Annotated in this window: 13 protein-coding genes; 2 read left to right on the forward strand and 11 right to left on the reverse strand. The window is 55.6% G+C overall.

Annotated features, from left to right (window positions below; all coding sequences use genetic code 11):
* Position 1: 1 nt before the first annotated feature.
* The 5 genes from DCC81_RS08340 to DCC81_RS08360 form a co-directional block, all read right to left on the reverse strand.
* Positions 2 to 1,156, reverse strand: a complete 1,155-nt coding sequence (locus DCC81_RS08340; protein ID WP_108686080.1) for an acyltransferase family protein — start codon at positions 1,154 to 1,156, stop codon at positions 2 to 4.
* A gap of 90 nt (positions 1,157 to 1,246) precedes the next feature.
* The gene (locus DCC81_RS08345; RefSeq protein ID WP_108686081.1) at positions 1,247 to 1,858 is read right to left on the reverse strand and encodes a hypothetical protein; all 612 of its coding nucleotides are present in this window, start codon (positions 1,856 to 1,858) and stop codon (positions 1,247 to 1,249) included.
* A gap of 219 nt (positions 1,859 to 2,077) precedes the next feature.
* On the reverse strand, positions 2,078 to 2,794 hold the full coding sequence (locus tag DCC81_RS08350) for a hypothetical protein (RefSeq protein ID WP_108686082.1): 717 nt from the start codon (positions 2,792 to 2,794) through the stop codon (positions 2,078 to 2,080).
* A gap of 16 nt (positions 2,795 to 2,810) precedes the next feature.
* Positions 2,811 to 3,293 carry a hypothetical protein gene (locus DCC81_RS08355; RefSeq protein ID WP_108686083.1) on the reverse strand — a complete coding sequence of 161 codons (483 nt, stop codon included), beginning with the start codon at positions 3,291 to 3,293 and terminating at the stop codon, positions 2,811 to 2,813.
* A gap of 2 nt (positions 3,294 to 3,295) precedes the next feature.
* On the reverse strand, positions 3,296 to 4,222 hold the full coding sequence (locus DCC81_RS08360; protein ID WP_108686084.1) for a heme-binding domain-containing protein: 927 nt from the start codon (positions 4,220 to 4,222) through the stop codon (positions 3,296 to 3,298).
* A gap of 132 nt (positions 4,223 to 4,354) precedes the next feature.
* Between DCC81_RS08360 and uvrA the strand changes: the two genes are divergently transcribed.
* Positions 4,355 to 6,889 (forward strand): excinuclease ABC subunit UvrA, encoded by a 2,535-nt coding sequence (uvrA, locus tag DCC81_RS08365; protein WP_108686085.1) that lies wholly within the window; start codon positions 4,355 to 4,357, stop codon positions 6,887 to 6,889.
* Between the two features lie 76 nt (positions 6,890 to 6,965).
* Here the strand turns inward: uvrA and DCC81_RS08370 are convergent, their stop codons facing one another.
* Positions 6,966 to 7,265, reverse strand: a complete 300-nt coding sequence (locus DCC81_RS08370) for a YHS domain-containing protein (protein WP_108686086.1) — start codon at positions 7,263 to 7,265, stop codon at positions 6,966 to 6,968.
* A 235-nt stretch (positions 7,266 to 7,500) separates the two neighbouring features.
* Between DCC81_RS08370 and DCC81_RS08375 the strand changes: the two genes are divergently transcribed.
* Complete coding sequence (locus DCC81_RS08375; protein WP_108686087.1) at positions 7,501 to 8,082, forward strand: hypothetical protein; 582 nt, start codon at positions 7,501 to 7,503, stop codon at positions 8,080 to 8,082.
* A gap of 86 nt (positions 8,083 to 8,168) precedes the next feature.
* Here DCC81_RS08375 and DCC81_RS08380 read toward each other — a convergent pair whose 3' ends face one another.
* The 5 genes from DCC81_RS08380 to DCC81_RS08400 all read right to left on the reverse strand — a co-directional run bounded on the left by DCC81_RS08380 (position 8,169) and on the right by DCC81_RS08400 (position 15,780).
* Positions 8,169 to 9,056: a helix-turn-helix domain-containing protein gene (locus DCC81_RS08380; protein ID WP_108686088.1), complete on the reverse strand. Its 888-nt coding sequence runs from the start codon at positions 9,054 to 9,056 to the stop codon at positions 8,169 to 8,171.
* Positions 9,057 to 9,532: 476 nt separating this feature from the next.
* Positions 9,533 to 10,615 (reverse strand): efflux RND transporter periplasmic adaptor subunit, encoded by a 1,083-nt coding sequence (locus tag DCC81_RS08385; protein WP_108686089.1) that lies wholly within the window; start codon positions 10,613 to 10,615, stop codon positions 9,533 to 9,535.
* A gap of 38 nt (positions 10,616 to 10,653) precedes the next feature.
* Positions 10,654 to 13,857 (reverse strand): efflux RND transporter permease subunit, encoded by a 3,204-nt coding sequence (locus tag DCC81_RS08390; RefSeq protein WP_108686090.1) that lies wholly within the window; start codon positions 13,855 to 13,857, stop codon positions 10,654 to 10,656.
* A gap of 4 nt (positions 13,858 to 13,861) precedes the next feature.
* Entirely contained in the window at positions 13,862 to 15,343 is a 1,482-nt protein-coding gene (locus DCC81_RS08395; protein WP_108686091.1) for a TolC family protein, read from the reverse strand.
* A 56-nt stretch (positions 15,344 to 15,399) separates the two neighbouring features.
* On the reverse strand, positions 15,400 to 15,780 hold the full coding sequence (locus DCC81_RS08400; protein ID WP_108686092.1) for a hypothetical protein: 381 nt from the start codon (positions 15,778 to 15,780) through the stop codon (positions 15,400 to 15,402).
* Positions 15,781 to 15,811 lie beyond the last annotated feature (31 nt).

Here is a 15,811-nt window from a genome sequence, read left to right on the forward strand (position 1 = left end):
GCTATACCGTCACGGCAGCCGGCATCGGTTGCTTCCTTTTCTGCAGCACCCGGTTGCGCAGGCGCAGGAAAGGTTTTTCCAGCAACCTATTCAGCAGCCATGCCACCACCAGGCACGCCACGGTACATACGGCAAAGGTGGCGTTGCTCTCCAGGTCCCATCCCCAGGCGCGGAGCCCGTTTTGGGTAACATGGATCACGATCTTATGCGTGAGGTACAGTACGTAAGACCAGGTGGCCAGCCTAACGGTAATGCCCGTACGATATTTATCCAGGATGGAACCCTGGCACACCGCCCCCATGACGATCGATCCATAACCCAGGTCTGTAAGCGGGAACCCCGCCACGGACGCCGCATAACTTTCCGGGTCTGCACAGGTAAAGTAAGCTGCCGTGAGCACGGCTATGCCGGCCAGCAGCAGCAGGTTGCCATGCGGCTGCAAGCGCGCTTTCACAGCGGGTTTAAACCGGAAGAGCGCTGCGACGGATACGCCCACGAGCAAGCCATCCAGCCGGCAAAAAGTAGGGTAGTACAACCAGGTGTACCAACGCACCCATGCATCATCTTCCCCTTGGAAAGGCGCCACAAAATGATCCCAGCAAAAGGCCCGCAGCACAAAGCCGCCCGCAAACAGGAACGCCAGCAACCATGCGCCTTTGCGGAGTTGCTTCATGGCCAGTAGCGCTATCAGCACCAGTGGCAGCACCAGGTAAAACTGTTCTTCAATACACAGTGACCAGGCGTGGGAGAAGGTGCCTTGCGTGCGCAGGTCCAGGCCCAGGTTCTGGGTAAAGGTGAGGTATTTCCACAGCGGAGCCAGGGCTTCCCGCTCCCGGAAGGAGGGCAGCGCCACGTACACGCCCAGTGTGAGCAGGTAAGCCGGCAGGATGCGGAATACGCGTTTGATAAAGAAAGTGGGAAAATCCACGCCTTTGCCGGCGGCAATGCCGGCAAAGAGCTGCGAGGCAATGAGGTACCCGCTGAGCACAAAAAAGAGGTCCACGCCGGTCCACCCAAAAGCGCTGATGGTGTTGGTCCACGCCGGGTGTGGGAAAATGCGCCCGTAGTGATAAAGGAATACAAAGGTGATGGCAAAAGCGCGCAGGTGGTCCAGCCCGTGCAAATGCCGGAGGGGAGCGGGTTTGAAGGTTGTCATTAAATGCGTTGTGAGCTGCAAAAATGCGGCATTAAAACCGGTGGTGCAAACCCTTGTGATGAGTGGCAAAAAAGTGGTGGACCGGTGCTTTTAATCATTCCCAGGCCCCTCTTCCCGGGCCAGTATTTCCTTACACTTATTAATAAACCCCGTGCCATCGCTCCACTCAAACGCGTGGTATACCATGTCATCGTACGTGGTGCCCGGCCCAAAACTTTTGTGCACCGGGTGCTTCAGTTGCCAGCGCGGATCTTCCACGTGGGTGGGCCACCAGAAACTGATGTTGCCGCCTTGCTGGCGCACGCGGTCTGTGAGGGACTGGCCGGCTTCGGGGTAGTTAAGCTCCCGCAGGTAAGCCGTGGAGATGGCAAAACAAAAAGAAGACACATACAGGGTGCATCCCTGCTGGCCGGATTGGGCGCAGCCCACAATGGTGCGGGGCTCCAGCAGGTCCGTGATCAGTTTATTGAGCCACATGCGCTGCGTGGGCACACAATCAATATCGAAGAAAATAAGGTAGTCCGTATCGGTCACCTGCTTGCAGGTCTGGTGCAGGAATTGGGAATGCGTCATGGTGGGATGGTACACCTGGTTAATGCTCAGCCCGAATTTTGTAAACACCTGACGCTGGTAGTCTGGAATATCCGCAGCTACTTCCGCATTGTAAAAGGAAAAAATCTTGAAGAGGGATCGCTCAATCATAACGACAGTTGTGCATCGAATGTACATAAAATGCACCAAGCGTGTGCGGGCCTGGCCGCAGGAGTACACCCTTTTCACCGTAAAAGGAAAATGTTGCCGCGGGGGCCGGAAATGAAACAAAATATTACCGCTGCGCCAGGCAATGCGCGGTATGGGTTATGCCGCGTTGCCTTATGCATCCAGTGGTTTCGGTAACTGCAGGGCCTGCGCCGCCTTGCATTATGTATCCAGTGCTTTCAGCAGCTGCAGGGCCTGTGCTTCCGCTGCATCCGCCGCGGCTGCCATTTGTTCCAGTGCCTGTAAATCCGCCAGCAGTGCGGCTTCTGATACGCTGCTGCCTGCCTGCTGTACCAGTGTTTCCAAAATAGCGGCGAGCTTGCCGGGCGGGGTATCATCCTCTACCGGGTGAGTGCGGGCCGCCCGCCACTGCCCATTGACCTGCGTAAATAAAAAGAACAGGGAGCCATCCAGCACATGCCATTTGCCCGTTTTGGGGCGGCTGCTGGTTACCTGCGTAGTGATGGCCGCTTGTAACGCGTGGCCCAGCGCCACACCCAGTTTGCCGGAAGTAGTACGGCGCTGTTCCGGTCCGCCGGGTGTGGTGGGGGGATCAAAAACATCGTATTGCATGCTATAGCCGTCCTCACCGGGTGTCAGTGCAAGCGTCCAGCGCTGCAGGCCGGGCGCAGGAAAGGCCGGGTACACAAAAACATAGGTGCGGGGCGTGGCAACATCCCCGTGCTGGAAACTGGTTTGCAGCACCTGCTCCAGCTGGGAGGTGGTTTTGGCCGCATCCAATCGTTCAAAATGCAGGCGTTCTATGTCACTTTCAATATGCTGCCGGTAGCTTTGCCTGCAAATAGCCAGTTGTGCTTCCGTAAGCGGTACGGAAGACGAGGAGTTCCATTCCTGTTTGAATGCTTCAAAACTTTGCATGCCGCAAATTACGCATTTATGGTACAGCCAGGATGGGCTGTTTCAATGCCCAGGCCAGGTGTGCACTGTCTTCCGGATCTATACTGGCAGCGGCTTTCAGGGGATGGCCTTCGTAGTGCGCATACTGCGGTGCGGCATGGGCATCGAACGTAATGAGATCCACCGATCTTATAGCCCCCGCAGTGCGCGCGCCCAGCCAGTGCGGATCGTCCTGTTGCTGCCAGGTGACCAGCGCCAGTTGTGCCTGCGCGGGGTAGGTGGCGCCGCCGCTGGTGCGGGCAAACCGGTAAGCGCTGTCATTGGCATACAGCGTGGCCTGTGTGTGGAGGACGGTATCGGTAAAGGTGTTCAGGGCCTTCCACAGCAGTGGGTCTACCGGTAAAGTGCCGGCAGCAAGGGAAGCGGTATCATTAAAGCGGGAGCGGTCTTCCACCTGCGGCGCCGCGCAGGCAAACAGGAAGAGGGTACCAGCTATGGGAAGGTATTTAAACATGGTCATGATCAATGTGCATTTAAGGCCAGGGGCTGGGTGAAGAGAAAATCATTGTTTTTCAACGGTGCGTGGCAGGTGGTGCATTCCGTGGTGAACAAGGCGTTCTTGCCGTAGGGTTTGGGCTGCAGGCCTCTCCACCGTGCCCAGCCCCAGCCTTCTGTCCGGGCATATTTTTGCTGATCCTTGATCATAAATTCCACCTGGAAAAAATCACCGGGGCGTACCCGCCCGAGGCTGTCGCGCACGGCCCACCACGCGGCTTTTGCAAATACGGCACCATCGGGCCAGGGGTGGATCTTTTTCTGTTGAATGGCTTTTACCGCAATATCATTCCCATAGATCACGCGCAGCGTACCATTGTCAAAACGGTCTGTGGTGCTTACTACCTGCCATTGGTCCCAGCCTTTGAGGTAGGCAATACCATTGGGCGCATCCGCCACGGATGCCGCGTGTTCCGCGATGGTGGCGGGTACCTGGCCGGTGTCCTTTTTGGGATGTGCTTTAAAAGTATTTACCCAATCCCGCAGCGTGGCGATGTCCGTGGCAGACAACCTGGCATCACGGTGAAGCAGCAGGTAGTCGGCCCTTGGCATTACACCAAAAAGTACCTGGTTGATGGAAGTATACAACGCCGCACTCTGGGCTGCGGGCGCCAGGGAATCCCAGGTGGAAAAATTGAGCATCGCCCTGCCATCGCGGATGTGGCGGGCCACCAGCCAACTGGCCGGCGCCATTTTGTCGAACCATTTTAATTGCCCCTGGTTGGAATGGCAGTCGTAGCAGGCCCTTACCAGGATCTCTTTTACAGCAGGCGGTGCCTGGATCTCGCCGGTAACGGGGGCGGCTTCCGTTTCGGGATGGAAGAATTGCAGGATGCCCAGGCCAATGAGTAGTATCAAAGCTACCATGGGCCAGCGTTTGCGTGGTGTGGTCATTGTTTCCTTTTTGATGACACCGTGAATGTACGAAGCGGCGCCGGGGCTGCCGGCATATTTTACGGCGAAGTGGACAAATAAGGTTACGAAACGGCAACAATAGCCGGGCACGCTCTTTGTGCGCCCAGGACCATGGCTGATACAACAAACGCTTTTTCCGGCTTCGTGCGCGTGCGTGGCGCCCGGGAACATAACCTGAAACAGGTAGACGTAGACATTCCCCGTGATGCCCTGGTAGTATTTACCGGTGTATCTGGCAGCGGCAAATCCTCGCTTGCATTCGGTACTTTGTATGCAGAGGCCCAGCGGCGCTACCTGGAATCGGTATCGCCTTACGCCCGCCGCTTATTCCACCAGATGGCTGTGCCGGAAGTGGATGAGATAGACGGCCTGCCACCTGCCGTGGCGCTCCAGCAGCAAAGGGGCGCGCCCACTACCCGCTCCAGCGTAGGCAGTGTTACCACCCTGAGTAACCTGCTGCGCATGCTTTACTCCCGCGCCGGTGACTATCCGAAAGGGGCGCCCATTATTTATGCGGAAGGTTTTTCGCCCAATACGCCGGAAGGCGCCTGCCCCCACTGCCATGGCCTGGGCCGCGTGTATGAGGTAACAGAAAAAAGCATGGTGCCGGACCATACGCTGACCATCCGCGAGCGTGCCGTAGCTGCCTGGCCTACCGCCTGGCAGGGACAGAACCTGCGCGATATCTTGGTGACCATGGGCATTGACGTGGATATTCCCTGGAAAGACCTGCCTAAGAAAACACGGGACTGGATCCTTTTCACAGAAGAAACACCCACCGTGCCGGTATATGCGGGCCTTACACCGGAAGAAACCCGCAAAGCCCTGAAACGCAAAGCCGAGCCCAGTTACATGGGTACCTTCAGCGGGGCCAAGCGCTACGTGATGCACACCTTTGCCAACACCCAGAGTGCGCTGATGAAAAAGCGGGTGTCCCAGTTCATGATCAGCGCTGCCTGCCCCGTGTGCGACGGGAAGCGCCTGAAGCAGGAGGCATTGCAGGTGAAATTTGCGGGGCTGGATATTACCGAACTATCCCGCATGCCCCTGGAAAAAATGCAGGACCTGCTGCAAAGCGTATTGCAGGGTATCAGCCCTTCGGGCAAGGCGGCTAAGGCCAGGGACAATGTCCTGCATCCTGAAAAAGCACTGGTGGTGCAGCGCATCGTGGAAGACCTGCAGGGCCGCCTGCAGGTGCTGCTGGACCTGGGGCTGGGTTATCTCTCACTGGAGCGCAGCACACCCACGCTTTCACCGGGTGAATTGCAGCGCCTGCGCCTGGCCACGCAGGTGCGTTCTAACTTATTTGGGGTCGTGTATGTACTGGACGAGCCTTCCGCAGGCCTGCATCCCGCGGACACGGAAGCATTGCTGCGCGCCCTGGATAAATTGAAAGCTTCCGGCAATTCTTTGTTCGTGGTGGAACATGAACTGGACGTGGTGCGGCATGCAGACTGGATTGTGGATGTGGGCCCTGCCGCAGGCGCGGAAGGCGGGCGGGTACTGTACAGCGGCCCTCCCGCGGGACTGGCCACCGTGGCGGATTCGCAGACGAGGGGCTTCCTGTTTGCCACCGGCGCTTTCCAAACACCGCCGCCCCGCCAGCCCAATGGCTGGTTAAAGCTGAAAGGCATTACCCGCAATAACCTGCACCAGCTGGATGTGGATTTTCCGCTGGGCGTCATGACCAGCGTAACGGGCATTTCCGGCTCTGGCAAATCCAGCCTGGTGAGCCAGGTGCTGGTAGAACTGGTAAGCGCTTCCCTGGGCCTTCAAACCAGTGACGAAGCAGCCACGGCCTCGCTGGATGAACCCGCCCCCTTGACCCTGGGTGGCCAGATCGTTGCTGGCATGGACCGTATCAAACGCCTGGTACAGGTAGACCAGCAACCCATTGGCCGCACGCCCCGTTCTAACCTGGCCACTTACACCGGTCTTTTTGATCATGTGCGGAAACGCTTTGCCGCCACCAAAATGGCCAAAGCCCGCCACTACGATGCCGGCCGCTTTTCTTTCAACGTGGCCAAAGGCCGCTGCGAAACCTGCGAAGGGGAAGGCTTTGTGATGGTGGAACTGCTCTTCCTGCCCAGCGTGTACGCGCCTTGCCCCACCTGCCATGGTGCGCGCTACAACGCCAAAACACTGGAAGTAACTTATCACGATAAAAACATTGCCGACGTGCTGGGCATGACAGTCGATGAAGCGTATGATTTCTTTGCAGACGAGCCTCCGGTGCACCGCGCCCTGCATATACTGCGGGAAGTAGGGCTGGGCTACCTGCGCCTGGGCCAGCCTGCCACCGAGCTTTCCGGCGGGGAAGCACAACGCATTAAACTGGCCACGGAATTGCAGCGCGCGGGCCACGGGAACACGTTGTATATCCTGGACGAGCCCACCACGGGCCTGCATCCAGCAGATGTGGAGCGCCTGGTAGTACAGCTGGAAGGACTGGTAAATAATGGCAACACCGTGATCGTGGTAGAACATGACATGCGGGTGATAGCCGCCAGTGACTGGGTGATAGACGTAGGGCCAGGTGCAGGAGAGAAGGGCGGAAAGATAGTAGTGGCGGGCACTCCGGCAGAAGTGAGCAACCAGCCGCTTAGCAGGACGGCGAAGTATTTGGCGAAGTTCCTTAAAGGATAACAATTTCCGGAAAGCAAAAGGGAAGATCATTGTAGTGATCCTCCCTTTTGCTTTTATAAGACAGATGTGTAAGCTGCTATTTATATACCACTACAAAACTATCCGGCTTCGCTGCAAAGGCGTCCTTACATTCCTGGGAGCAAAAGCCTAATACCTTTCCTTTATAATGCAGTGTGTCTTCAATGCCCGCGGTAACCGGCATGCCACAGGAAGGATCTTTTTTATTATCTACCAGCGCGGCTTCAAATTTAGGAGCGGCCACAGTGGCTTTCATGGCAGTATCCGCTGCCGGTGCGTTAGTGCCGGCAGGCTTGGTGGTTTGATTACAGGCGGCTGCCAGGAGCAGGAGTGACAGTAAACCGGTGAATGCTTTCATGCAATTGTATTTATAGATGCAAAGATAGTAAATAGAAAAGAAACTTTATGCGTTTACAAAGTATATGTACCATGAAATTGGCTGTGGTGGCCTGTTTCAGGGCTGCCGGAAAAATTGGTTCATCAATCCGTGAAATTGGGATTGATGGACTGGTACAGCGGGCGTAGTTTTGCCAAGTCAATTCGATCATATAGCAGCTGCGAATGTAATTAAGCACATCAAAAAAGGAAACAAAATGAAAAACAGATTCAAACAAGGACTCGCCGGACTGGCACTTTTACTTTTCGCTTCTCTGACTACAAATGCACAATCAAACGATAAAACCGGTGGTGAAAAACCCAAGTGGATCTACAGCGCCGGTGTAGAAGGCGGCGTGACCGTAGGTAGCTTCAACGACTTTTATGGAGGCTCCGTAGGTGGCTCCCTGGAAGCTGACCTGGCCATCGTAAAACGTACCCTGTACGTAACCCTGAACGCTGGTTATACCGACGTTTTTGGTAAGAACAACCTGCAGGACCTCTCTTTTATCCCGGTAAAAGCTGGTCTGCGTTACTACCCGTTCTCCCACATCGATAAGCTCTACATCCAGGGCCAGGCAGGTGTAAACATCCTGGCAAACAAGAGCGATGCAGGGGCAGACAAATCTGCTGTATTCCTCTATACACCGCAGATCGGTTACCTGTTCCCGCTGGGTAAAAATCATAACTACCTGGACGTAGCGGTGAAATGGGACGGCTCCTCCAAGATCTATGACGGAGGCGACTCTTTCAACAGCATTGGCCTGCACGTAGCCTACGCTTTTGGCTCTAAGAAATAACAGGCTATAATTAGTTTGCTATATGAAAAGAGGCTATTCCCAAACGGAAATAGCCTCTTTTGAATTTGTATAAATGGGTGTAAAAATTACGAAGCGAGGTTGAGCCGGAACACAGACGGGTTAAAGCCCGTGATGTTCTTGAAGAAGCGGCTGAAGTGGGAGGCCGTATCAAAATTTAAACGGTCTGAGATCTCTTTTACGCTGAGGGCAGAAGTACTGAGCAGGTGGCGCGCGTCCTGGTGCAGGCGCTGGTGAATGTAGTACAGCGCATTTTTCCCGGTTTCATGTTTGATCACTTCACTCAGGTGCTTGGCCGTTACAAACAGCAGGTCTGCATATTCCTGCACGGTGCGTTTGGTGAGGTAATGGGTGTCCACCAGTTTCAGGAACTCCGTGTACAGCTGGTGCTGGCGCGAGGTGGGATGAGCGCTGCTCTCCGGGCAGCGGGTAATGGCCCGGTGCATTTCGTAAAACAGTTCCATGAGCAGCAGGCGGCTCATTTGCAGGTGAAAACGGTCTGCCTGTTTTTGCTCCCGGTACATTTTGCGGTACAGCCGCAGGATGTTCTCAAACTGGGCGGGTTGCAGCTGCTGGATGGGTGGGCAGCCGGGATGCTGGTCCAGCAGGGTCTCCAGCTCCTGGTCACGGAAAAAGCTATCTGCCAGGAAACTAGGGCGGAACACGATGCTGAGTAACTGCAGGTCCTTGGAGCTTTGCTCAAAGTAGTGTGTATGCTGGGGCGCAATGATAAAGAGGGAATGCGGTTTTACATCCAGCCGGAAAGAGCCTACCATCTTGGTGGCACTGCCCCCCAGGCAAAGTACAATGGCGTAATAATCATTTTTGAGGGGAACGCCCGGCTGCGGCCCTTCCTGCCAGGTGAGCACAAAGTGATCGGCGGCAAGTTCGGGTAATGACGGATGCGGTGTGAGACCGGAAGCCATTTCCGGCAGGTCTGTTGTGTAATTGCTCATCAGTTAATTCCTTATTCGTTCTATTGATTCTCAGCGCAAAAGTACGACACCCGGGCCATTTTGCGTACATACTAAACGTAGTATAAAACCATTTCATAGATGAATCATTGATTTACTTGCTAAAACGTAAAATGCGGGCCCCGGATTACGGGTACACATTAACCTTTAACGGAATGTTAAATAGCTGCCGCTTAACATTTAATTAAGTTTTCACTGCGTAATGTTATATAGCCAAAAAGGCAATGTACAGTTGGCCTTTCGTCCTGTTTGTTGATGTCCTTTTACTCCCCGGAAAAGAGTCAATTGTTTTACAGGAGATACACATTACGTATACGCGTAACTGTTAGTGCGAAAAGAAATTAAAAAGGGTGTACACCGCTAAAGTGTACACCCTTCGTGTTTCAGGATGGGTCATTAATCATTCACTGTTATTCCCGCATGCCTGTCCCTCCTGGTTAACGATCCTTTCTTCATCCTTAATCAATTATCGCCCCGTCACTGATCTCGTCATTGGCATTGGCTATCACCCGGGCCCCGGGCTGAATGGCGCCATACACCTCGATCTTGCCATCATGGGTGTTGCCGGTGCTTACATCTGTTTTGATGGCTTTATGGTCCGCCACCTGCAGCACGTATTTGCGGTCGGTGCCGGTTACCACGGCGGTTTTGGGAACAATGCAGCCTGGCACTTTGCGCTGGCTGGTCACCAGTACGTCTGCATACATGCCGGCGGCCAGTTCATGTTTCGGATTGGCAACGTCCACTTCTATACGTTCCGCGCGGTATTGGAGGTTCACGTTGTCAGACTTGCGGCTGATCTGGCCTTTGAAGGTAAGGCCGGGAAATGCACTGAGACGGAAGCGCAGCGTATCGCCCACAGAGAGGGTGCCCGCCACGGCTTCCGGTACGTCCACCTGCAGGCGCAGGCGGTCCAGTGATTTAAGTTCCAGCATGGGCTTGTCCTTGCTTACATCGCTCACCAGGGCGCCGGGGTGCACGTTGCGCTGGGTGATCACCCCATCAAAAGGAGCGGTTACACGTAGGTAGCTGTGCAGGGTTTCCTGCAGTTGCCAGTTGGCATAGGCAGCATTGGCCAGGGCGCTGTCTGCCATGGTCTTAGAGCGGGTGGCTGCCAGGTCCAGGGGCGACACCGCACCATCTGTTTCCGCTGCTTCCCGCATGCGGGCATAGCGTTCACGGGAGAGGAGGAAGTCGGCCTTGGCGGTGGCGTATTTCTCTTTGGCCTGGGCGCTGCCCTGTTCCAGTTCCGGGGCTTCCAGTGTCATGAGCAGGGTGCCTTTTTTTACATTGGCCCCGATGTCTACCAGTACTTGCTGGACATAGCCGTTCACCTTGGGAAAAATACTTACTTCTTCATAAGCGGCCAGTTGCCCGGGCAGCGTCATTTGCTGGGAAAGGCTGCCGGCGGTGGCTTCCACCACATCGTAGGCGGGGCCTTTTTTTACCGGCGCTTCCGCTTTGGTGGCCACCTGCTCGTGGTGCACGCCACAGGCAGTGAAGCAGATGCAGGCCAGGGAAATAAAATAAAGGGTACGCATATCTTTAATTTGTTTGAGTTCGATAGATCAATTTTGTGTTAGTGCTGCGGTGCGTTGTCATCCGGCATCAGTGATACCGTGTCAAAAGACTTCTTTTGTTGCACCCAGCCATACACCAGCGGCACAATGAGCAGGGCGGCCAGGGTGGAGGCAATAAGGCCTCCTATCACCGCGCGGCCCAGTGGGGCAGACATATCGCCGGATTCGCCCAGGCCGGAGGCCATGGGGATCATACCGGCTATCATGGCCAGGCTGGTCATGAGAATGGGGCGCAGCCGGATGCCCGCGCTCACAATGGCCGCCCGGAAAGGGTCCCGGTATTCCGTTCTTAATTTTTCCGCATTGGTGACGATCAGGATGGCATTGGCCACAGATACGCCGGTGCTCATGATGATACCCATGTACGATTGCAGGTTCAGCGTGGCGCCGGTGGCCAGCAGGGCCAGTAGCGCGCCCAGGATCACCGCGGGCACCGTGGACAGCACGGTGATGGCCAGGCCAAAGCTCTGGTAGTTGGCCGCCATGAGCAGCAGGATCACCACGATGGCCGCCAGCAGGCCGTTTTGCAGGGAGTCCATGGTTTCCGTAAGCAGGGATGACATCCCTTTCACCTCCGTGACCAGGCCGGGAGGCGGCGTACCCGCTTCCTGCACCGCTTTTTCCACGGCGGCGGTAGCACTGCCCAGGTCCTTGCCGGATATATTTGCGCTGATGGTCACAAAGCGGCGGGGGCCACTGCGATCGTACTCACCGGGTAAGGTGTCTACCTGCAGTGTGGCCACGTCAGAGAGGATGGGGCGGGGCTGTCCTTTGATGAGGGGCACCGCGTTCAGCTGCTCCGTGGAGTTCATGATGTACTCCGGCACCTGCACCTGTGTTTGATAGGTGTAGGCCGACTTTTCATCCAGCCACAGGTTTTTGGCGGTATAGCGGCTGGAGGAGGTAACAGCAGTCACGCTCTTGGCTGCCTGGTCTGGCGCCACGCCCATCATGGCCAGTTTCTGGCGGTCAAAATTGATGTTCACCACCGGCACATTGAGGGGCTGTGCTATCTGTACATCGCGGAGGAAGGGCACGGCCTGCATGTGTTGTAACACCTTGGCCGCAAAGGATTTGATGTCTGCCATGCTTTTACCGGCCACCCTTACTTCAATGGGGGTGGAGGCGCCCTGCGCCATGATCTTTTCCGTAAGCTCAATAGGCTCAAAGGAGATCTTCAGCTGCGGATAGTGCGCTGCAATGGCCTTGCGCAGCTGTTCTTTCAGCGTTTCCGTCTTTATCTTATAGTCTTCGTCCAGGTTGATCTGCAGCACGGCTTCCTGGGTACCGCTGTTGAAAATATACAGGTTACTGGTGCCAAAGTTAGACGGCACCAGGCCCACGTAAGCGGAGGAAATGGCCACATGGTGCTGCACCGTGGAGTCTATCAATGCCAGTACGCCTTTGGTAGCCTGCTCAGTTACCTCCAGGCGGGTGCCATCCGGTTCGCGCAGGCGCAGTTGCAGCTGGCCGTTATTGGTCTTGGGCAGCAGGTCTTTACCAATGCCCCAGAAGGCCACGCCGGCTGCACCCAGCACCAGTATTATATAAGTGAGCACCCACAATTTTCGTTTAGGCATCCACGTGGTCAGCTTGCGGATCAGCCAGCTTTTGATCTTTTGAAAGAAGCCGTTGCTATCGGGATGTTGCTGTTCTTTATTGGTATGGTCATTTACTTCTTTCACTTCTTCTGCGTCCAGGGCCAGGCCGGCGTGGGCATGCTGCTGGAACATTTCCGCTTTCAACAGCCAGTTGGCCAGGATGGGCACCAGCGTTTGCGCGGCCACGAAGGAAATGATCATGGCAAAGGCAATGGACAATGACAGCGGCAGGAACATAGCCCTGGGCACACCGGTCATGATAAAGGCCGGTGCAAACACCGCCAGTATACATAACAGGATGAGCAGCAGCGGGAAGGAAATTTCCTTGCACGCGTCGTAAATGGCCAGGCGTTTTTCCTTACCCATTTCCAGGTGCTGGTGAATGTTCTCAATGGTCACCGTAGCCTGGTCTACCAGGATGCCGATGGCCAGCGCCAGGCCACTCAGGGTCATCATATTGATGGTTTGCCCGGCCAGTTTCAGGAACAGCAGGGTGCTGACGATGGCTACGGGGATGGTGACCACCACCGTAACAGAGCTGCGCCAGTCGCGCAGGAAGAGCAGTACCATGAGACCTGTGAGCAGGGCGCCCAGTATGCCTTCCGTCATGAGACTTTTGGCGGAGTTGATCACGAATACAGACTGGTCAAATTCGTAGCTGATATCCACATCATCCGGCAGGAGGCTTTTCATTTCAGGGATGCGCTTGCGCAAGGTCTGCACCACATCCCAGGTGCTGGCATCCGCCGTTTTTACCACGGGAATATACACGGAACGCTTGCCATTTACCAGTGCGTAATCCACGGTGATATCCGCACCGTCACTCACGGTGGCCACATCATGTACAAACACCGCGGTGGCACCGTTGGATTTCACCGGTATGTCTTCAAAATGCTGCACTTTTTCTTCCAGTGAGTTCATGCTTGTTACGTACATGGTGCTATCCACGCGCAGGTTGCCGGAAGGGGTGATGGCGTTGTTCTGGGTAATGGCCTGCACCACTTCATCGGCGGAGAGGTTATAGCTGCGCAGTTTTTCAGGATCTACGTTGATCAGCACCGTGCGCGCGTTGGAGCCAAAAGGCGGCGGTGCAGACATGCCCGGTACGGTGGCAAAGAGCGGGCGCACGCGGGTGAGGGCCAGGTCAAAGATCTCTTTGAGCGGGCGTGTTTTACTGCTGAATACCAGCTCACCCACCGGCAGCGAAGAAGCGTCAAAACGCACTACCGTGGGGGGCAGGGAGCCCGGCGGGAAAAAGGCCATGGTACGGTTCACCTGCAATGCCACCTGGGCAGAGGCTTCCGCCATGTCGGTATTCTCATAAAACGTAAGCTTGATGAGGGACAGGCCCTGGATACTTTTGCTCTCAATGTTCTTCACCCCGTTCACATACAGGAACTGGTCCTGCATGCGGGTGGCAAAGAAACCTTCCATCTGTTTGGCAGACATGCCGCCGTATTGTTCCACCACGTAAATGGTAGGGCTGTTGAGCTTCGGAAAAATATCGATGGGTATGGTGCGGAAGGCCATCACTGCAAAGAGCAGTAATCCGGCAAACAGCACCAGTATCGTGATGGGCCTTTGTAAGGCTGCTTTTACCATAAAATTATTGTTGGATCTGTTGAATGAAATCGTCCAGCTTACCAGTGGCAGCGGCTTTATCTACATGCTGCAGGTACCAGTCACCCAGGGTCTGTACATAATCAGTCTGGGAGCGGTACAGCACATAGGTGGCATTGGTGAGGTCAATGAGGTTCACCATGCCCGCCTTGTACTGGGCCAGCTTCTGGCGGTACACGTCTGCGGCGGCTTTGAGCTGTAATGGCAACTGGCCCAGGTTATCCCGGGTGGCTGCCAGGGCGGCGTCTGTTTTGGCCACGCTGTTCTGCAGGGAAAGTTGTTGCTGCTCCACTTCATAATTGCCGGCCTGCGTCTGGAACCGGGCCATGGCCACCTTGGTGCGGCGGCGGAAACCGGAGAACAGGTCGTAGGTGAAGGCCAGTCCTACGCCATAATTGAAGCGCTGGTAGCCAAAGCCGTAGCCTACAGACTTGAAATCATCGTCATACTGGATGCTGGAGCCACGGGCCCAGAGGCTGCCCGCCAGCAGTATCTTGGGTGTGAAGCCCTTGCTGGTGGCCTTTTCTGTGGCAGCGTACAGATCTGCATTCCGGCGGTAATAGTCCAGCAGCGGGTTGCTGGTATCCGCGGTATTCACCATCAGGGTATCAAAAATGCCCAGGGGCAATGTTTCGTAGGCCCGTGGGAGTGAGTCCCGGCCTATGCGCAAAGGCGCTCCAAACCCGGTGGTGAGGGAGTCCAGCACCAGGCTGTCGGCTGCAAAACCGCTCAGGTAGCTGAGCTCCGCCTGCAGCTGGTGGTAATTGGCCAGCTGCTGGTTCAGGTTGATCATGGTGCGCGACATTTCCGCGCGGGCCAGGCTGGAGTCTACGCCGGCGGTAATGCCACTGGCCGTCACCGCCTTGATGACACGGAAGATCTGCTGGTAGCGGTCCAGGTTCTGGTGGTCATTCTGCAACTGGAACTGGGCTTTCAGCAGGTTAAAATAAAGGCGGCACACCTGCCACTTGAGCAGGTAGGTTTCCCGCGCCAGGTCTGCTTCCTGCAGGTTTTTGCCGGCCTGGGCCTCTGCCATGCGGGCGCCCCGGTAGCCAAAGTCAGTGAGCGTGTATTCACTATACAGGCTGGCCAGGTTGGCCCCGGCGGGCGTATAAATATTATCGGCCCGCACGCCGGCAGAAGAAGAGGGAATAGGCGCCATGGGCAGGTAGGTACCTGCTATGGAATTGTCAGTAGCCACATTCACCTGGTCACTGGCGGTGAGCTTGGGCAGATAGCTGCTGCGCACATCGGCTATGCCGGCATTAGCGCTGTTTACCAGCGCCTGTTTGCGCTGTATGGAAGGGAAGTGGTGCACGGCCGCGTTCGTCAGTTCCGAAAGGGTATAGGCCCTGGACTGTGCGTGTACGGAAGCGGTGCCCAGCAGCATGCAGAGCAGGCCCGTAAACATACGGGTACGGCACATAGCACGGCTGCTGCCCCGCTTCCCAAAAAGGAAAGTAGGCATGGAGTACGGATAATTTTTAAAGGAAAAAGTGCTGGTTTCCGGTTATGGACGGGCTGTTAGCAAGATAAGGCGGGAGGCCCTCGCAGGGATTCGTGGAGGCGGATGGTGGACAGCAGGTTACTGTCATAGAAATAGTACTGGCGTACCAGTTCCAGGTAAGTGATCACCGGCGGCTCCGGCCATTTGCTGGCAAAGCCTATGCTGGTGGATTGAAAGCGTTTATTAAGCCGGATCTTGATCCGGGTAGTGGGCGCGTGTTTGGGGCTGGAAAGCTCCTGGGTATGATGGCTGGCCTGCACGGAAGTGATAGGCAGGTAGATGGTATTGCCCACATCAAAGTTGCGGATGCACTGTACAGAAAAGAAGACAGCCAGCAATATCACTGAGCAGAGCACAGAGACATATTGGCGCCATTTCAAAAGGGTACTTTGATGCATGTACGCGAAGGTAATAAAAAATAGTTCCGGT

Source organism: Chitinophaga parva, from assembly GCF_003071345.1.
Classification (GTDB): domain Bacteria; phylum Bacteroidota; class Bacteroidia; order Chitinophagales; family Chitinophagaceae; genus Chitinophaga; species Chitinophaga parva.